Source organism: Acinetobacter sp. AS23 (genome assembly GCF_023612055.1).
GTDB classification, from domain to species: Bacteria; Pseudomonadota; Gammaproteobacteria; order Pseudomonadales; family Moraxellaceae; genus Acinetobacter; species Acinetobacter oleivorans.
On sequence record NZ_CP082274.1, the window covers coordinates 2485461 to 2503913 of the forward strand.

16 protein-coding genes are annotated in these 18453 nt (G+C 38.5%); 7 read left to right on the forward strand and 9 right to left on the reverse strand.

The genetic code is table 11. The features are described 5' to 3' along the window. Nucleotides 1-84: 84 nt before the first annotated feature. Nucleotides 85-990 carry a LysR family transcriptional regulator gene (locus K6I41_RS11625; protein WP_250374357.1) on the forward strand — a complete coding sequence of 302 codons (906 nt, stop codon included), beginning with the start codon at nucleotides 85-87 and terminating at the stop codon, nucleotides 988-990. A 92-nt stretch (nucleotides 991-1082) separates the two neighbouring features. On the opposite strand, the gene K6I41_RS11630 is transcribed toward K6I41_RS11625, so the two are convergent. Further along, entirely contained in the window at nucleotides 1083-1634 is a 552-nt protein-coding gene (locus K6I41_RS11630; RefSeq protein WP_250374358.1) for a TetR/AcrR family transcriptional regulator, read from the reverse strand. Between the two features lie 680 nt (nucleotides 1635-2314). Next, nucleotides 2315-3703 (reverse strand): PIN-like domain-containing protein, encoded by a 1389-nt coding sequence (locus K6I41_RS11635; protein ID WP_250374359.1) that lies wholly within the window; start codon nucleotides 3701-3703, stop codon nucleotides 2315-2317. Between the two features lie 246 nt (nucleotides 3704-3949). Between K6I41_RS11635 and K6I41_RS11640 the strand changes: the two genes are divergently transcribed. Together K6I41_RS11640 and K6I41_RS11645 are read left to right on the forward strand one after the other, a co-directional pair. Then, on the forward strand, nucleotides 3950-4531 hold the full coding sequence (locus K6I41_RS11640; RefSeq protein WP_250374360.1) for a histidine phosphatase family protein: 582 nt from the start codon (nucleotides 3950-3952) through the stop codon (nucleotides 4529-4531). Nucleotides 4532-4595: 64 nt separating this feature from the next. After that, complete coding sequence (locus K6I41_RS11645) at nucleotides 4596-5102, forward strand: SMI1/KNR4 family protein (protein ID WP_182917387.1); 507 nt, start codon at nucleotides 4596-4598, stop codon at nucleotides 5100-5102. Nucleotides 5103-5241: 139 nt separating this feature from the next. Here K6I41_RS11645 and K6I41_RS11650 read toward each other — a convergent pair whose 3' ends face one another. Next, nucleotides 5242-6621 (reverse strand): L-serine ammonia-lyase, encoded by a 1380-nt coding sequence (locus tag K6I41_RS11650; protein WP_250374361.1) that lies wholly within the window; start codon nucleotides 6619-6621, stop codon nucleotides 5242-5244. A 450-nt stretch (nucleotides 6622-7071) separates the two neighbouring features. Between K6I41_RS11650 and K6I41_RS11655 the strand changes: the two genes are divergently transcribed. From K6I41_RS11655 to abaF, 3 genes are all read left to right on the forward strand, one after another. Further along, nucleotides 7072-8643, forward strand: coding sequence for an APC family permease (locus K6I41_RS11655; RefSeq protein ID WP_013198264.1), 1572 nt, complete (start codon nucleotides 7072-7074; stop codon nucleotides 8641-8643). A gap of 153 nt (nucleotides 8644-8796) precedes the next feature. Continuing rightward, nucleotides 8797-10377 (forward strand): aldehyde dehydrogenase (NADP(+)), encoded by a 1581-nt coding sequence (locus K6I41_RS11660; protein WP_250374362.1) that lies wholly within the window; start codon nucleotides 8797-8799, stop codon nucleotides 10375-10377. A gap of 161 nt (nucleotides 10378-10538) precedes the next feature. Beyond that, nucleotides 10539-11828 (forward strand): fosfomycin efflux MFS transporter AbaF, encoded by a 1290-nt coding sequence (gene abaF / locus K6I41_RS11665; protein ID WP_250374363.1) that lies wholly within the window; start codon nucleotides 10539-10541, stop codon nucleotides 11826-11828. A gap of 67 nt (nucleotides 11829-11895) precedes the next feature. On the opposite strand, the gene K6I41_RS11670 is transcribed toward abaF, so the two are convergent. From K6I41_RS11670 to K6I41_RS11695, 6 genes are all read right to left on the reverse strand, one after another. Next, the gene (locus K6I41_RS11670) at nucleotides 11896-12648 is read right to left on the reverse strand and encodes an AraC family transcriptional regulator (protein WP_151767353.1); all 753 of its coding nucleotides are present in this window, start codon (nucleotides 12646-12648) and stop codon (nucleotides 11896-11898) included. 44 nt (nucleotides 12649-12692) lie between these two features. Continuing rightward, entirely contained in the window at nucleotides 12693-13955 is a 1263-nt protein-coding gene (locus K6I41_RS11675) for an FAD-dependent oxidoreductase (RefSeq protein ID WP_250374364.1), read from the reverse strand. Beyond that, nucleotides 13955-14185: a (2Fe-2S)-binding protein gene (locus K6I41_RS11680; protein WP_000615330.1), complete on the reverse strand. Its 231-nt coding sequence runs from the start codon at nucleotides 14183-14185 to the stop codon at nucleotides 13955-13957. The genes K6I41_RS11675 and K6I41_RS11680 overlap by 1 nt, the downstream gene beginning before the upstream one ends. Next, entirely contained in the window at nucleotides 14186-15289 is a 1104-nt protein-coding gene (locus K6I41_RS11685) for an NAD(P)/FAD-dependent oxidoreductase (protein WP_250374365.1), read from the reverse strand. It abuts the gene before it with no gap. Beyond that, a complete protein-coding gene (locus tag K6I41_RS11690) occupies nucleotides 15286-16218 on the reverse strand; it encodes a 4-hydroxyproline epimerase (RefSeq protein ID WP_250374366.1) in 933 nt (310 codons plus the stop codon). Before K6I41_RS11690 ends, K6I41_RS11685 begins: the two co-directional genes overlap by 4 nt. Before the next feature lie 180 nt (nucleotides 16219-16398). Then, complete coding sequence (locus tag K6I41_RS11695) at nucleotides 16399-17082, reverse strand: GntR family transcriptional regulator (protein ID WP_000174668.1); 684 nt, start codon at nucleotides 17080-17082, stop codon at nucleotides 16399-16401. Nucleotides 17083-17504: 422 nt separating this feature from the next. Here K6I41_RS11695 and K6I41_RS11700 point away from each other — a divergent pair, with 422 nt between their 5' ends. Further along, nucleotides 17505-18410, forward strand: coding sequence for a DMT family transporter (locus K6I41_RS11700; RefSeq protein ID WP_013198269.1), 906 nt, complete (start codon nucleotides 17505-17507; stop codon nucleotides 18408-18410). Nucleotides 18411-18453: the final 43 nt, after the last annotated feature.

Below are 18453 nucleotides of genomic sequence, written 5' to 3' on the forward strand. Positions count from 1 at the left end.
TTTTGATGAAACCATATTAACTCCACAATAAATTCAACAGTGGTGATATTATTTCTTTATATTGGTTCCTTTTAGGCAACAATCATGCAACATGAGCTAAGTGCAATTTCTATATTTGTGACTGTGGTTGAAGCTGGAAGTTTTGTAAAAGCTGCCGAGCAATTGCATTTAACCCGCTCAGCCATTAGTAAAAATATTGCTCGCCTTGAAGATCAGCTTGGTGTTGCTTTATTTAAAAGAACAACACGTTCGCTTAGTATGACTGACGAAGGTGCTTTGTTTTATGAGCATAGCCGCCGAGCGTTAAGTGAAATACAAAATGCAGCGGCTTTATTAGACCAAGGGAAAATTAATGCAACAGGCCGTTTACGAATGTCTGTGCCAGTGCTGTTCGGTCAACTCTTTGCTGCCCCGCTCATGGTTAAATTTGCTCAACAGCATTCGGACTTACAGCTAGAAATTTCATTTAATGATCGAACTGTAGACTTGGTCGAAGAAGGTTTTGATTTATGCATCCGAATCGGAACGTTACCTGACACCACGCAGTTGGTTGCCAAACTGATTGGTCAGCATCGAATGCTACTTTGTGCCTCACCTGACTATTTAAATGAATCAGGTCCCCTAGAACATATTGAAGACTTAGACCACCACGCCACAATTGCCGATCCGCATTTTGGTCAAATAAAAAAATGGCAACTTCAAAAGGAAAATAGCGAGCCTTTAGTTATTAAACCCAAAGCAAAGCTTCTTTTAAATGACTTGCAGGCCATTAAAAATACAGCGCTTGCTGGAGCTGGTATCGCTTGGCTGCCCGATTGGCTTATTCAAAATGAATTACAGGATGGTAAGCTAGTACAGGTGTTAGAAACCATGTCGAGCATTGCTTTTCCGATTCATTTGGTATGGCCTACGCTGCCTTTTATGCCACTGAAAACCCGCCTTGCAATTGATTATTTGGCGCAGCATTTACCACCTGAGCTGAACAAATAAGTTTAAAGTAAATAAGGCCTTGTCCATTTCATCAAGGTTTTTTTAATACACGAAGCCAAAGTTTATTGCTTATATTCAAACGCTTTGACCTTCTAATTAGCATTAAGAAAACAATCCAGCACCTTTTCCCGCTCATCTACTCCATCTGAGCTTAAAAGCTGAATAATTGCGCCTTCAATCATATATAAAAATAGTTTTGCATCCTGAAAAGTCTCATCGGTTTTTAGTTTTATAAGCTGGCTATAAATTTCATTGATGAGCCATGTTCGATACCTCACCGCGATTTGATAGGCTTTTGGATAGCTCAGTTTCGTTTCAAAAATAGCTTTAAATAATAGGTAGTACATCCCGTCTACATCGGTGTGTAAAAGATAAAGTTTCTTGAGTTTCTCCCCCACACTTTCGCCTTGATGGGACTCAGCAATTGAAACCACTTTTTCTTTTAATCGTTCTTTCTGCACAGTCAAACAGATTTCAATAAAACGCTCTTTCGAGTGAAAGTAGTTATAAAACGTCGCTTTTGGAATGTTTGACTCTTTCACAATTCTATCGACCCCAACAGTATGAAACCCAAAATGGTGAAATAAATGAATCGACGTATTAATGACTTGCATGGCACGTGCAGGGAGAACTAAATTTGGCATGGTTTTACCGTTATAAATTCTTGTTGTTTCTAAACGAGATACTTTTTTGGGAGAAAAAAAGGCACAGCAAAGCCTATAAAGACTGTGCTTGGCACATCTCAAGTTTTGTGTTGCTAAGTTTTAAATAAAAAAGTCTTAAAGCCTGAAAACCTTAGGGTGATCAAGCTGCTTTAAAAATTTTAAGCTGTATCGTTATAGCTTTTGGCATTGAAAGCCAAGAAATAATGGATGTGCAAAGCCAACTCCTTTTTATTTGGAGTTCTGCCGACATGAATAGAAATTATGGTGGCAGAACGGAAGAGGGTTCGCGGACTGGTTTCGACTCCAGCACACCCGAGGGTGTCCCTCTCCCGTCCTACCGCAACGGGAGGGAACGAGGAGATGCTCACACAAAACTATTCCTCAGAAGAAATAATCCTGATGTGGTCGAAAAAACCGGTCCGCGACGACCGTCTGGCAATGTGGCCAGCAGGCAAAGGATAGTGCCCAACCCTATTGCAGTCAAGCACGCAAAATGCCATTTGTTTTAAATTAAATCATTAAAAAAGTAAGGCTAAATAATGAGGGAGTTATTGTTAAGTGGGGAAATAAAAACAGCCTTGGGAGGCTGTCTTTATTTTTGGGGATAAATAAATGTTTAATATGAGTTTCAGGAAAATTTAAAGTCTATGTTTATACAATCATTCTTTCAAATACATTTCAGCTTGCTCTTCTAATTCAGCTTGTTTTTTTAAAAAACCTTTTTCTATCTCTTCTTGCTCTCTAAGGTGCCTTTCAACTTGCTGTTCTAATTCAGCTTGTTCTTTCTCTATCTCTTCTTGCTCTCTAAAATATCTTTCAATTTGCTCTTCTATATGAGCTTGTTCTTGTATATATCTTTCATTCTCTTCTTGATCTTGTATATATTTTTCAAATATATCTTGTTCTCTAATATATTCATCAATCGGTATATCTCGCCAGTCTTCATGTGTTTCAAAGGATTCTCTAAGGTATTTTCTTACACGTTCTGATTTTACTTTCTCTAAGGTATATTTTTTTCTCAACTTTTCTGCATGTTGAAACTGTAAATGTTTATCTTCTTCTAAAGAAAGTTTAATATTTTTCAGAGTATCTTCTTTTATTTTTATATTTAAATATTCATCAGTTTTCTTCATAAACTCTTCTATTTGATAAATTAAGAAATTTTTAACAGAAGCTTCCCTATAGAGTTCTCTTTTTAATTCCGGCCTTGCTCCTAAAACTTTTCTTCCTTCAAATTCTTCAACACTTCGCCAATCTTCTTTTATATCTTCAGAAATAAAAACAATATTTTTAATATTTTTTTCCTTAGAAAATTCAATAATCTGTTTAAAAATAATTAGATCCCCAAATTTACTTTTGTAACGCAATCCATCAAAGAAAAACTCTTCTTCTTTTAATATATCCTTATAGCCAGGAGGAATTCCATTTGCATAACGTCTTTCTCCCTCTTTATATAAATGATCTAATTTTTCTTGTGTATCAAATGTATTAAAACCAATCCTTTTGTCATGAAATAATTCGTCTATTTCTTTTCGAATAAAATCATCAGAATTAATAAAAATTTTATCTTTATCCAAAATTTCAACTTCATCTTTAATTTCTTGGAGATGTAATTTTAAGTTAATTTTCAACTCATCAAATAGCTTATTAATTTCAGAAAAAGTTGAATCTAACTTTTCTTGGACAGATTGATAATTCTTTTTTAAAGAGAAAAGATTTGAAATAGCAGTAAAAGGTTTTTTATCAAATTTTAATGTATCTATTAATTTATCAATATCTTTATTTAATTCATGGAAAGTATTCCTTCTTTTCTTTATTACAATTAGTCTGTTTTTTTGAAATTCCAATCCAACATGGAATGGAATCCATATACGATTTTCTATCTTAGATAAAATTTTAAAAAAGTCTTGACGACCTTCTGGTTGAAAGGAATATAAACTTAATAAAACATTAGTATCAAAAATGAAAACTGTCTCAGGATCTTCCCAAATATTTTTCAATTCAGTGTTTTCAGTTGGATGATAAAAACAAGAAAATTTATTTTGCATTGCTATAATGAATAAAATTATAATTTCTTAATTATACCTATTAATTAAACAAAAATCAGAGTTTTTCAAGCTTTTAGCCTTTATACTTAAAGAAAGCTTTTTAAATAATTAATACACTTCCTTTCCTACTAACTCTCTACTTTTTATTGTTTTTATTATTAGTTTATATTACACACTCTATAAGCAAAAAATTTCAGATGCCCCTTTGATAAGCTCTATCAATCTAAAGAATTCAACGGAATTAATATGAGTATTTTTCTCATCAGACATGCTGAAAGTAAAGCCAATATCAATGGAAAAGCCCTTTCACATGCTTCGATTGCTTTAAGTGAAAATGGGCATAAACAAGCCCAAGCACTCTGTTTAAAACTGCCTGAGATTGATCATGTGATTGTGTCTCAATATTTACGTACACATCAAACCGCCGCCCCACTATTAGAAAAATATCATCTCACTTTTGAAGTAGATGAGCATTTGCATGAATTTAGCTATTTGTCTGAGCGTAAATGTGCCAATACCAATATGGACGACCGTAAAGCTTGGGTAAATGCATATTGGGAAAAAATGGATTATCAGCATAAAGATGCCGACGATGCAGAATCTTTTGAAGATCTATATATGCGAGTTCAAGCTTTTCTTGAGAAGTTAAAAGCTTTGAATGAAAACTATGTCCAAAAGAATTTGGCTGTATTTAGCCACGGACAGTTTTTACAGCTTTTGATGATGCAAATACAACAACCTCAACCAATTTCCAAAGATTTAATGCGGCAATTTAGATACAATCTGGTTTATCAGCCAATTAGAAACACTCAGGTTTTTACTTATTGAACTGATAAATTTCATACAAGGTATATAATTTTAGAAATTCTTTAAAATAATGAATAGAGAACTTATGACTCAATTTCCCGATTTACTTAAGAAGTTACACCAACTAGATTTTGATTATGCTGATGGAGATGGCATTGATTTTGAGCCATACCAAGATTTCTTATCACCTGAAGAAACAGCTGGATTTTTAACAGCTTGGACTGGGAATCCTCAAGCTGATGCTAGTACATTATTATTTTTTGGCCAAGATGGTACAGGTGGGTGTGCTGCTTTTTGGATAGTAAATAAAGACAAAAATATATTAGATCAACCAATTGTATTCTTAGGATCAGAAGGAGAAATGGGAGTTGTAGCGAAAGATTTTAATGATTATCTTTGGTTGTTGTCACAGAATCATGGTCCATTTGAATCTATCGAATATCCTGAAGCTAACACTCAAATTAATAATGATTTTCTGACTTTTGCAAAACAGAATTCTAAATCTAATTCTAGATCAGTTACTGAAATTTTAAACGATGCTCAAAGTTCTTATCCTAACTTTAAGACTTGGATAGAAGATATGATTCGGTAATGAAATGCCTATTAATACAATGGGTATTAGATAAAATAAAAGCAGCCTATTGAGTTTAAGCATCGCTGCGCAAGCTCAATTCAGGCTCGTGAGGCTTAATGTTTAAAATAAAATGGGGCACCTCGCCCCATCTGATTATTTAGCACTCAATTGCATTAACAGCGAGGCCACCTTTTGAAGTTTCTTTATATTTCTCAGACATATCTCTGCCAGTTTCTTTCATGGTCTGAATGACTTTATCGAGCGTCACAAAATGCTCACCTTCATCATGAAGTGCCATTTGTGCAGCATTAATGGCTTTTACGGCTGCAATTGCATTTCGCTCAATGCAAGGAACTTGAACCAAGCCACCAATCGGGTCACACGTTAAACCTAAGTTATGTTCAAGGCCAATTTCAGCTGCATGTTCCACTTGTTCAGGTGATGCACCTAAAATCTCGGCTAAACCAGCCGAAGCCATCGCACAAGCTGAGCCTACTTCGCCCTGACATCCCACTTCTGCACCAGAAATAGAGGCATTGAGCTTACATAAAATGCCGACTGCTGCTGCACTCAAAAAGAAACGAACCACTTTGTCTTCGGAAAAATCTTTAGAAAAAGTCACGTAGTAATATAAGACCGCTGGAATGATTCCAGCTGCACCATTTGTAGGAGCTGTGACTACTCGGCCGCCAGCGGCATTTTCTTCATTTACCGCTAAAGCAAATAAATTGACCCACTCCATGGCATGAAAAGTCGTCACAATCAAGTTTGAATTTTTCTTATTTAATAACTTATCGTGAATTTTTTTAGCTCGACGTTTTACGTTTAATCCACCCGGTAATATTCCTTCATTAATTAACCCGTTGTGAATGCACTGTTGCATCACCTTCCAGATGTCCAGAATTTTGGTGCGAATCTCAGTTTCACTGCGCCAGCTTTTTTCGTTTTCAAGCATTAATTCACTGATTGATAAACGATGAGTTTTACATAAGCTTAAAAGTTCAGCTGCACTGTGAAATGGATATGGAACCTTAACGTCACTGGTTTCAGATTGGGTTTGTGTTAATTGTCTTTGACTAACAATAAAACCGCCACCAATCGAGTAATAGGTTTCTTCATATAAGATTTCTTCCGCCTCGTTATACGCAATCAACTCCATTGCATTTGGGTGATAAGGCAAAGATTCATCTAAAAAAAGCACATCACGTTTATAGTCAAAAGAAATACTCTTTTGCTGCTTAAGCTGGATAGCGTTATTTTCAAGAACATCTTCAATCAAGTTTGTAGTTGCTTGAGTATCGACATGTTCAGGGTCAAAGCCCATTAAGCCTAACAGAATAGCCTTGTCTGTCGCATGACCAACACCCGTTGCTGCAAGCGAACCGTATAACTTCACCTGAACTCTAAGCGTGTTTTGTAGATCATTTTGTTTCAATAAATCATCCACAAAACTGTATGCCGCTCGCATGGGTCCAACTGTATGGGAGCTAGATGGACCAATACCAATTTTAAAAAGATCAAATACACTAATAAACACGGGGTCCTACCTTCAATTCATTATTATTCGTATGTTCGTCGTTATTGTGTCCTTTCGGATAACTCTAAAATTATCATTAAGCCATCCATAAAGCACTGAAAATAAATGGGTCATTGCCTAAAAACAACACAATCAATTTCTAATTCAATATTTTCCAAAAAATGGAATTTTCCATTAATTTAAATGGTAAATTACTCAACAAATATTTAAGAATTGTTCTTTTTAACAAATAAAATAGCGAACCTTTCCCAATTTTTTATAAAAAAAATTTGGTTTTCAAGCTATTTACTTAGAATTTAAATTATTTAAACAAAATTAAAAACAATAACTTACTCAATATTCAGATCACTCTTCGCCATTAAATAGAATAAAAATTCCCCTATTTACCAATAACCATATATCGTATACGATATATGAAAGAACAATAGTTCTGTCGTTAAGGAAAACGTAATGACAAGTCAGTTTAAAAAGCAGTTATCTCTAATGGATCTTACATTCATTGGCTTAGGCGCCATTTTCGGTTCTGGATGGTTATTTTCAGCAAGTCATGTGGCCTCTCAAGCCGGCCCTGCAGGTATATTGTCATGGATTATTGGGGGCTTTGCCGTTTTAATTCTGGGAATTATTTATTGTGAGTTAGGTGCAGCCTTACCACGAGCAGGCGGTATTATCCGTTATCCCGTATTTTCACATGGTCCTTTACAAGGATATTTACTTGGTTCTGTGACCGTCATTGCCTTTTCAAGTTTAATTGCAATTGAAGTCGTTGCTGCTCGTGAATATGCAGCGGCATGGTTCCCTTCACTTACAGAAATACATGATGGCATCCGATCTCCAACTACCATTGGTTGGTTGTTTCAGTTTGCACTTTTATGCGTATTTTTTGCTTTGAATTATTACAGCGTAAAAACCTTTGCAATTGCCAACAACCTCATCAGTGCATTGAAGTTTGCGGTTCCAGTTTTAGTGATGGTTGCACTTCTCTATCACTTTAAACCAGCAAATTTTTCAATGACCGAGTTTGCCCCAATGGGTGCTCACGGCGTACAAGGTGCCGTCTCTGCTGGCGGTATTATTTTTGCGTACTTAGGCTTAACGCCGATTATTTCGGTAGCCAGTGAAGTAAAGCGTCCTCAATTTACCATTCCTTTTGCACTCATCTTATCTGTCGTTTTAGCAACGATTATTTATGTCGTGCTTCAAGTTGCTTTCTTAGGTGCTGTACCTACCGATATGTTAGCAAATGGTTGGTCAGGACTCAGTGACAAGTTCCCATTACCTTACCGCGACATTGCCATGTTATTAGGTTTGGGATGGTTAGCGCTTTTAGTTGTTTCAGACGCTATTATCTCTCCGTCTGGCTGCGGCAATATCTATATGGCTGCAACTCCACGTGTCATTTATGCATGGTCGAACAGTAATACGTTCTTCCGTATTTTTACTCGTGTAGATCCAAAATCAGGCATTCCACGTTATGCATTATGGTTAACATTTGCACTTTCTGTATTTTGGACTATGCCGTTTCCATCTTGGGATAAATTAATTTCTGTAGTTTCGGCAGCGTTAGTTTTAAGTTATGCCCTAGCTCCTGTTACAGTGGGTGCCTTACGTCGTAATGCTCCTGAGCTTGAACGTCCATTCTATGTAAAAGGTTTTACCGTTCTTGGCCCACTTGCCTTCGTGATTGCCTCTTTTATTGTCTATTGGTCTGGCTGGAATGTCATTTCATGGTTATTAGGCGCACAAATCGTATTGTTTGCACTCTATGTCATTTTTAAACGCTATGTGCCAACCCAAGAAGTCAGCCTAGCCCAACAATTAAAGTCATCAGCTTGGCTTCTTGTTTACTACATTTTAATGATTATTGTTTCTTACCTTGGCAGCTTTGGTGATGGTGCATCACACCTATTGGCAGCTCCGTTTGACACACTTTTAGTTATGGTGATTTCTCTTGGTTGTTACTACTGGGGAATACATTCAGGTTTACCAAAAGCACTCATTAAAAATGATGATGAAGCTTAGCAATCACTTGCTTAAACACATATAGGTTGGAGTTTTCTTTTGATTAATAACGTATACAAAATACTATATTTCTCAAAAGTAAAACCTAGGCTTCGATAATTCTCCAACGTCAGAAGAACTACTTTTGACGTTCACTCTAAAGTGAGGTTGATAATGTTAAATATTACTGGTCAAAATTTTATTGCAGGTCAACGTTCAAGTTCGGGCAGTAAATTTGTCTTAAGTTATGATGCTGCAACAGATGAAGCATTACCCTATCAATTTGCTCAAGCCACTCCTGAAGAAATTGATCAGGCAGCTCAAGCAGCTGCATTGGCTTATCCAGCTTTTAGACAGACTACACCAGAACAGCGCGCTGTTTTTCTAGAAACAATTGCCAATGAAATTGATACGCTTGATGACCAGTTTATTGCCACTGTCTGTCAAGAAACTGCTTTACCTGAAGCTCGTATTCGCGGTGAATGTGGGCGAACTACTGGCCAATTACGTCTGTTTGCTCAAGTATTACGCCGTGGTGATTATTTAGGTGCCCGTATTGATTTGGCTTTACCTGAGCGTCAACCACTTCCACGTCCAGATTTACGTCAATATAAAATCGGTGTTGGGCCAGTTGCTGTATTTGGCGCGAGTAATTTCCCTCTTGCCTTTTCTACTGCTGGTGGCGATACCGCTTCAGCACTTGCGGCTGGATGTCCTGTCATTGTGAAGGCGCATAGCGGCCACATGGCAACCGCCGAATCAATTGCAAATGCGATTTGTAGTGCAATTGAGAAATGCGCTATGCCAAAAGGCATCTTTAGCATGATTTATGGTCAAGGTGTCGGTGAACCCCTGGTAAAACACCCTGCAATTAAAGCAGTTGGATTTACAGGTTCACTCAAAGGTGGTCGTGCTCTCTGCGATTTAGCTGCTGCACGCCCTGAACCAATTCCTGTTTTTGCCGAAATGTCGAGCATTAACCCAATGGTTTTATTACCCGAAGCCCTAAAAGTGCGTGGTGATAAAATTGCAGCCGAACTTAGTGGTTCAGTGGTTTTAGGTTGCGGTCAGTTCTGTACCAATCCGGGTTTAATTATTGGAATTAAATCAGCTGAATTTAGCCAATTTCTTGAGCAGTTCACGGCTGCAATGGCTCAGCAGCCACCACAAACCATGCTTAACAAAGGCACTTTAAGAAGCTATGAACATGGCCTTAAAGCATTACTCGCACACGACAAAATTGAGCATTTAGCAGGTCAACCACAACAAGGCCAGCAAGCCTATCCTCAGCTCTTTAAAGCTGATGCAGCTCTTTTACTAGAGCAGGATGAGTTACTTCAAGAAGAAGTATTTGGCCCAACGACGATTGTGATTGAAGTTGAATCAGCAGAGCAACTTGCTCTAGCGTTAAACGGACTTCGTGGTCAGCTTACCGCATCATTAATTGCAGAGCTGCAAGATTTTGAGAACTTCTCTACCCTTATTCCATTACTTGAAGAAAAAGCAGGACGTTTACTTCTAAATGGCTATCCAACAGGTGTTGAAGTCTGTGATGCCATGGTACACGGAGGACCTTATCCTGCAACTTCAGATGCACGTGGTACTTCGGTAGGAACCTTAGCAATTGAGCGTTATTTACGACCAGTATGCTATCAAAACTATCCAGATCACTTACTGCCACTCGCCCTTCAAAATGCCAATCCGCTTGGTATTGCGCGTTTAGTAAATGGTGAAATGAGTAAAGCTGCTCTTTAATATTTTTAAAGGAGTTTATCTAAGTGATGAACTCCTTTTTATTTAGATCAAAACCTCACAACGTAACCGCACATTATTTAAATAAAAAAGTGCAAAAAATGAATAGCAAGATGCTCAAACAAATCATTGCGTAACATATTTTTTAATAAGGATATTGGTATATGACGACAACACTAAAAAAGGTAGTCGCGGCCTCTATGGTCGGCTCCGTAGCTGAATGGTATGAATTTTTCCTTTATGGAACCGCTTCTGCCCTTGTCTTTGGCGAACTTTTCTTTCAACAAACGGGCAACGCTATAGATGGTATTTTGGCGGCCTTTGCCCTATATGCCGTTGGCTTTTTAGCAAGACCGATTGGTGGCCTCGTATTTGGCCATTACGGCGATAAAATTGGACGTAAGAAATTATTGCAAATTAGCCTGATTATTGTTGGTATCACTACTTTTTTGATGGGCTGTATTCCGACCTTCCATCAAATTGGTTATTGGGCACCTACACTATTGGTTATGCTGCGTTTAATTCAAGGCTTTGCTTTTGGTGGTGAATGGGGCGGCGCAGTTATTTTGGTTTCAGAGCACAGTCCAGATGATCGCAGAGGCTATTGGGCAAGCTGGCCACAAACTGGTGTACCGCTCGGCAATTTAGTAGCCACACTGGTTTTATTACTACTTTCAAAAAACCTCTCACCCGAACAATTCCTAGATTGGGGATGGCGCTGTGCATTCTGGTTTTCGGCGGTCGTGGTACTGATTGGTTTATGGATTCGAAAAAATGTAGACGATGCCGAGGTGTTTAAAGAAGCACAGGCCAAACAACAGCTTCTTGCAAAACAACAACTCGGGATTATTGAGGTTTTAAAATATCATAAGAAATCTGTTATTGCGGGTATCGGTGCCCGATTCGCAGAAAATATTTTGTATTATATGGTGGTTACTTTTTCGATCAGTTATTTAAAGTTGGTCGTCCATAAAGATACTTCGCAGATCTTACTGCTTATGTTCGGCGCTCACCTGATCCATTTCTTTATTATTCCTGTTATGGGGCATTTAAGCGATATATTTGGCCGTAAACCAATTTACCTTATTGGAGCTGTACTCACTGCATTTTGGGGCTTTGTCGGCTTTCCTTTAATGGATACAGGCAATAACTGGCTCATCATGTTAGCGATTGTGCTCGGTCTATTTATTGAGTCGATGACCTACTCGCCTTACTCTGCTTTAATGACTGAGTTATTTCCAACTCACATTCGCTATACGGCACTTTCATTTTGTTATCAAGTCGCACCCATTATGGCAGGTTCACTCGCTCCATTAATTGCCTTAACCTTACTCAAAGAATTTAATAGCTCGGTTCCAATTTCTTTATATTTAGTTGCCGCAAGTCTGATTTCTATTGTCTCGATTTTGCTGGTGAAAGAAACCCAAGGCCGGTCATTGGCTTTCAAAGATTAGTCTTTAAGATATAAATTAAGCGCTTAACGATGATTGTGGGTTGTCCTAAACAACCCATTTTTTTCATCTAAATATTTTTGATAGAGGCACGATACAAGGTAGGTGACATCCCTGTATGCAGCTTAAACTGACGACAAAAAGCACTATGGTCGGTATAACCACAGCGCAAACCAATTTGAGTAATGGGTAAATCTGTGGCCAATAGTTCAGTTGCGACTTGAAGACGAATTTTGCTAATCATTTGCCGCGGCGTTAAATGGTATATTTTTTTGCAATAGCGTTCTAACTGAGCCACCGACACACCAGCAATTGCGGTCAAGTGTGCCAACGTAATCGTTTCGGCATAATTCTTTTTAATATATTCCTCAACCTGAACCATTTTATAAAAAGCAGGATGTGTATTTTCAGGCACATTTAAATCATTAGAAATACCCGCTATTCCTACTAACTTTCCATCCGCATCAAATAAAGGTTCTTTATAAGTCAAACACCAGCCCGACTGGTTCTTTGCATATAAATGCAGTTCTAATTGCTCTGTTAACTTTTTACCACGGCGAATGACTTGCAAGTCTTGAGATGTATATATTTTTCCAAGAGAGTGAGGAAAGACTTCTTCCGAGGTCTTTCCAAGTAACGCAGTTTTATCTTTTAGACCACAGCGATTTACCAATGTTTGATTAACAAAGACATAGCGTGCTTCAGTATTTTTGATGAAAAATACCACCGAAGATAAAGCATCAAATAATGGTTCAATACTTTCCAGATTTTTTAAGAAATCTTCCAAAGTTGTGGTTAGTTTCGGAATTTGAACCAAAGTCATGAGCTAGAGCGGACAAAGTAATAACTTGTCTACTCTAGAACATTTCATTTTTGATTTAAAGGAGAAGTAGACATCGCCATGAGGCTTTTTACACGGGTAGGCAGTAATGGCGGTCGAGAGTTAGGTAGCTGCCAATCAAACAGGCAGGCGGCAGCTGTTGCACAAGTGCTTCCCTGACATGCTCCCATTCCACAACGTGTATGTAATTTTGCATCAATCCAACTACTACGCTCGGCAACCTTATCAAAAGTCACATCTTCACATCGACAAAAAATAGTTTCTGGACGAGCAAGCGTTTTTAACTCCGTACGTAATTTGAAGCTTTTCTCAAGGAGATCTGCAAATAAACGATACCGTTGTCTGTGAGCAAATAATTGACTGGCTTTTTCATTTTGGCCTATAGCTGCATAACCTGCGATGCTACCTTCAACCATCGCCAGCTCACTTCCGCCAAAACCTGTACACTCACCTGCTGCCCAAACCTGCGGCTGTGATGTACGTTGATAGTCATCGACCGCAATCGCATTGTCCTTAATTTGACAACCCATTAACTGCCCTAATTGAGTATTCGGTACTAAACCAAACCCACAAGCGAGTCGATCACACTCGATTTCAACAATTCCTTTCGGCGTTTGTAGTCTTACTCGTTCAAGACGCTCCTGACCAATCGCTTCAATCACATAACTGTCAGGGTGATATAGACGATAAGGTAAAGATAACGCCTGTATTATTTTCGCAGGCCAGCGCCAAAGTTGTAGTGCAAATTTACGAACGGAAGATGAAGCTGCCTGTTCAGCAACATAGAGAACTTGAGCACCTGCTTTTTTTGCTGTGTCCGCACTTGCTAGGAGTAATGGTCCGGAACCAGCAATCACAACACGTTCATTTTTTACAGGTGTACCTGCTTTAATTAAAGCTTGTAAACCACCTGCACCCGTTACTCCAGATAAGGTCCACCCAGGAAAAGGTAAAAATAGTTCTCTTGCACCCGTACACAATATAAGCTGGCGATAAGACAAATTTAGGCTGTCATGAGGTCGCTCAACGAGTAATTGGCCTACAAAAGGTGCAGCGACAATCTTGGCACCAAACATAAATTCAATATTAGGATAAGCCTTGATTTGTTGATATTTCTGCTGCGCCATTTCAGGTACAGGAAAAATCGGTCCAGCACGCCAGATTTGACCGCCCGCCTGTGGGTTATTATCTAATATTAAAATTCGCCCACCACTCTCGGCGGCCGCAATAGCAGCTGATAACCCAGCAGGGCCTGCTCCTACAACTACTACATCGTATTGTTTTTCCATTATTGTGTTTCCACCTTCATGTCTTGCTGGCACAGCGTCTGACAAGCAAGCACTCTGAGTCCATTAATATTGACACGGCATTCCTGACAAACTCCCATTCCACAAAATGGAGTACGTTTTTCACCACAAACAGATAGACGACTGTAAGACTTTGCTTGTGCTAAAGCAGCAGCAACACTGGTGCCCTCAATCACAGAAACTGATTGTCCGTTAATAAAAAGCTGAATCATCTATGCAGCTCCTATAAAACGATGTGGTAAAAAAGGTTCAGGATCTATATCAAAATTTAATCCACATATGTGTGAGACAATAAGTCTTGCTGTACCTGTTGCTGTGGTTACACCTAATCCTTCGTGGCCTACCGCTAAATAAATCGATTGAAATGCAGGATGTCGTCCAATTACTGGAATACCATCTGGAGTGGCTGCACGAAAACCAGTCCATGCCCGAATAACATTAAGATCAGCCAAAGCTGGAAAATAATCAGCAGCCTCTTTAAGCACCCGCGTAAACACTTCTGGCTCTACGGTCGGATCAACCGTATTAAACTGACGAGATGACCCAATGAATAGCTGACCTGTCGGTCTAGGTTGAATATTACAAGCGACCGAAATTCCACTTGTCGCTTGAGTGCTAGCTGCATAAGCCAAAGCCACTAACGTATGTTTTACATTTAATTCGGGATAACGGTCGGTAATAGCCAAATGACCTTTTTTAGGTTCAATCGGTAACTCTGGAAAAAAATCTATCGCATGAATGCCATTAGCCAAAACGATATGCGCAGCTTCGAGCCATGCTCCATCACTTAACTGAACCCGATTTTCTTCAATATGAATAACTTTAACTTGTTGAACCTGAATCTTTTGCGGGAATTGTTTTAACAACCATTCAGCAGCACAGGGTGCATATAAAATGCCATCATCAAAAACTTCCAACCCACCGTAGAGACCATGCTTTAAGTGAGGTTCAAGCTGACGGATTTCCTCTGCATTTCGAAGTTGGCAACGGACACCTTGTGCAGTGAGACGTTGATATTTTTCCTCGGCAATCTGCATTTCTTCTGAGCTACTTGCCAGCCATAAAGTTGGCGTTTGGCGATAGGCACATTCTTCCGAAAGCTCGTGCCCTAATTCATGCCATAACTGAACTGACCAATGGCTAAGTTTCAATTCGGCTTCCAAGTCATCCATAATGACCAAATGCCCCATGCCCGCAGCTGTTGCCCCACCGATACGAGCATCCAAAACTTGTACATTTAACCCTTGCCGAGCCAATTCATAAGCACATGCCGCACCTACAATGCCTGCCCCAATGACGATGGCATCGGTTCTCATAGCTGAATACCCCAAGCAAATGGGTCATTTTTATCCATAAATAAAGTTGCTTCGGCACTCATGTAAGCTTCACCACGAATGGTTGGAATAACATATTCCCCTGCTTGCTCATACGAGGCAATAAACTGGCTACCGATAATGCTGGCTTGTTTCCATAACTTTCCTGGTTCAAGTTTGCCATCTGAAGCTAAGCAAGCAATTTTTGCACTGGTTCCAGTTCCACATGGTGAACGGTCATAGGCCTTGCCTGGGCAAAGTACGAAATTTTTACTGTCCGCTTCGGCGTCACTTGCAAATAACTCGATATGGTCAATTTCTTGTCCATCTTTACCAGTTATTCCTTGTGCCGTAAGTGCCTGTCTGACTGTCCACGCATAGTCAGTCAGTTGATCCAAATTATCACTTGCAACACGTTGACCATGGTCATTAATCAAGAAGAACCAGTTACCGCCCCATGCAATATCACCAGTAACTTTTCCATACTTTTCAACATCAACTTCGACCGCTTTTTTATAACGATATGCTGGTACATTTCGCACGCTAACTGAATGATCTTCATGCAATGTCGCCTCAACATCGCCGACTGGAGTTTCAATTAAATGTGTGCCTACTTGTATTTTTCCCAAATGTGCTAACGAAGCCACTAACCCAATCGTGCCATGACCACACATGCCGAGGTAACCTGTATTATTAAAGAAAATTACGCCTGCACTCGCTTTAGGATTCACTGGCTTACACAATAATGCGCCAACCAACACATCATTACCTCGCGGCTCTAACATGGTTGCTCTACGGAAATGGTCATATTGTTCTGATAATATTTTTCGGCGGCTTTCCATATCTCCTGTGCCTAAATCAGGAAAACCTTCAAGTACTAATCGTGTTGGTTCGCCACCAGTATGAGAGTCCAAAATTTTTACTGTTTTCATAGAAGTATCCTTACATTTTTTTCTAGGATGACTGATCTCAAAACAGCAAGCTTGATCGTTTTCTTATGAATCGATGACGAAATCAGCATAGTGAAAACTTGCTTCACCTAAACTAAAGACAAAAAAAATTAGGCCATTGGCCTAATTTAAATAACACTGAAATGATTAAGAATGGAGCGCTTATTTTTTCACATTTTTATGGTGAGGTAGATGTTCATAAAGTGATTGGCAAACACCATTAATATGCTCTTCAATTAATTTAACCGCTAAATCAACATCTTTGGCTTTGCAGGCTTTCACGATTTCTTTATGTTCATCATTTGCACGTGATTTGCCTTCTGAAACATTCATTTGTAATCTTAAATAGCGCTCAATTTTATCGTAAATAGAACGAATTAATCCAAGCATGTAAGGCCGTTGTGCTGGTTCATAAAGGCATGCATGTAACTGCCAATTGAGTGTGGTCCAGCTTCCAATATCCATGTTATCGATAAAGGCATTACAAATTTCATCTGCCTTTTTATAAGTTTCCTCCGTCATATTCGGCACGGCGAGCTGAATCAGCTTCGTTTCCAACATCACTCGGACTTCAAAAATCTGTGCCAACTCTTCTTCAGAGATGCGGGTCACAATTGCGCCACGATTTTTTATAAACTCAACCAAGCCTTCAGCTTCAAGTTGCTTTAAGGCTTCACGTACCGGAATTTTGCTGACATTAAAAAGTTTGGCAATTTCATCCTGACGAATCGGTTCGCCTTCAGCAATATGCCCTGCAATAATTGCTTCTCTAATATATTTGACAATAACTTCAGATACCGAAGGCATTGCACCAAGATTTGATACATTAAAAGATGGTAGCGTCACGAATATTCTCTTAACCTCAAAATATGACACAAATAAAAGGATGATAATTTTTATTCATCCGCCATAATGAAATCATTGCTTTTCAAGCATTATTTTCGGCACGGCTTACCTTTATTTTAATGCTGCTAAAACTCATTTTCTCTATTTATTAGAGCTAATAATTTTTAACTGCATTAATAGCTAAAGTATACTTTATACCATTTAATTCACAAAACTATTATTAGACTATGCTGAAATCGTCATCATTTTATTGTATCTAACCAAGCAAATCATAATAAATAGCAGCATACTACCCTGTTCTCTTGATGGGCAACTGTCAAAAAAGATTCCTATCCATTTAGCTGAGTTATTGCCTGCAAGATAAAATTTTTATCTTGTAAAAATCATGCTGCATAAAACTTTTAAAGTTTGAGTCACTTCATATGAGTACGCCAACAGAAGCAAAATTTTCCCTGAATTATTATACGGGTTTCTTATCTGTACTATTTGCTGCTTTTCTATGGGGTACGGCAGGTACAGCGGCATCTTTTGCAAAAGGCATTAGTCCACTTGTAATTGCTACCATTTCTGTTGGCTTCGGTGGATTAATTCATACGTTTTTAAGCTTAAAAGCCATTAAAAAAAATTACCAAAAACTATTTAACTATAAATCCCAAGTTTTTATTGCGGTCATTGTTTCAATTCTTTGTCCATTTGCATTTTATTCATCTGTCTCTTTGGCTGGTGTTTCTATTGGCACCGTGATTTCTATTGGTTGTGCGCCTTTGTTTTCAGTGCTTTTGGAATGGATTTTAGATAAACGAAAACTTTCTTTAAAATGGCTCATCAGTTTTATTCTCGGTTTTTTAGGAATTATTTTACTCTCTTATGCAGGTGATCATGCGCAGCACCAAATCGTACAATCTGATCGTATTTTAGGGGTATTTTTTGGCTTACTCTCTAGCCTGAGCTATGCAACATATTCTTGGATAATGAGAAACCTAATTCGCCAAGACGTCGACTCAAGAGCTGCCATGGGAGTGATTTTTGGTATCTCTGCAGTGCTTTTACTACCTACATTATTCATTACGGCACAAAACCTTTTTGTTTACCCAACTAACATTTGGGTTGCGATTTATATTCCGATTGTTCCTATGTTTTTAGGCTATTTATTTTTTAGCTTTGGTCTTAAACGAATTCCCGCAAGTCAGGCTATGACACTAGCTTTAGTTGAGATTCCAGTTGCAGCATTATTAGCAGTTGTTGTAGTGGGTGAAAGTTTAACAATGCATAGTTATTTAGGTTTAATTCTCATTTTCCTATGCGTTATTGTTTTGACCAAAAAGTAATCCATAGAAATAAAAAAAAGAGGCTGAATTGTTAGCCTCTTTT

Excerpts from the sequence above, each read along its gene's own strand:
- K6I41_RS11625 (WP_250374357.1), top strand. The coding sequence starts at position 85 with ATGCAACATGAGCTAAGTGCAATTTCTATATTTGTGACTGTGGTTGAA.
- abaF (WP_250374363.1), top strand. The coding sequence starts at position 10,539 with ATGACGACAACACTAAAAAAGGTAGTCGCGGCCTCTATGGTCGGCTCC.
- K6I41_RS11640 (WP_250374360.1), top strand. The coding sequence starts at position 3,950 with ATGAGTATTTTTCTCATCAGACATGCTGAAAGTAAAGCCAATATCAAT.
- K6I41_RS11680 (WP_000615330.1), bottom strand. The coding sequence starts at position 14,185 with ATGATTCAGCTTTTTATTAACGGACAATCAGTTTCTGTGATTGAGGGC.
- K6I41_RS11655 (WP_013198264.1), top strand. The coding sequence starts at position 7,072 with ATGACAAGTCAGTTTAAAAAGCAGTTATCTCTAATGGATCTTACATTC.
- K6I41_RS11700 (WP_013198269.1), top strand. The coding sequence starts at position 17,505 with ATGAGTACGCCAACAGAAGCAAAATTTTCCCTGAATTATTATACGGGT.
- K6I41_RS11685 (WP_250374365.1), bottom strand. The coding sequence starts at position 15,289 with ATGAGAACCGATGCCATCGTCATTGGGGCAGGCATTGTAGGTGCGGCA.
- K6I41_RS11635 (WP_250374359.1), bottom strand. The coding sequence starts at position 3,703 with ATGCAAAATAAATTTTCTTGTTTTTATCATCCAACTGAAAACACTGAA.
- K6I41_RS11660 (WP_250374362.1), top strand. The coding sequence starts at position 8,797 with ATGTTAAATATTACTGGTCAAAATTTTATTGCAGGTCAACGTTCAAGT.
- K6I41_RS11670 (WP_151767353.1), bottom strand. The coding sequence starts at position 12,648 with ATGACTTTGGTTCAAATTCCGAAACTAACCACAACTTTGGAAGATTTC.
- K6I41_RS11645 (WP_182917387.1), top strand. The coding sequence starts at position 4,596 with ATGACTCAATTTCCCGATTTACTTAAGAAGTTACACCAACTAGATTTT.
- K6I41_RS11675 (WP_250374364.1), bottom strand. The coding sequence starts at position 13,955 with ATGGAAAAACAATACGATGTAGTAGTTGTAGGAGCAGGCCCTGCTGGG.
- K6I41_RS11630 (WP_250374358.1), bottom strand. The coding sequence starts at position 1,634 with ATGCCAAATTTAGTTCTCCCTGCACGTGCCATGCAAGTCATTAATACG.
- K6I41_RS11690 (WP_250374366.1), bottom strand. The coding sequence starts at position 16,218 with ATGAAAACAGTAAAAATTTTGGACTCTCATACTGGTGGCGAACCAACA.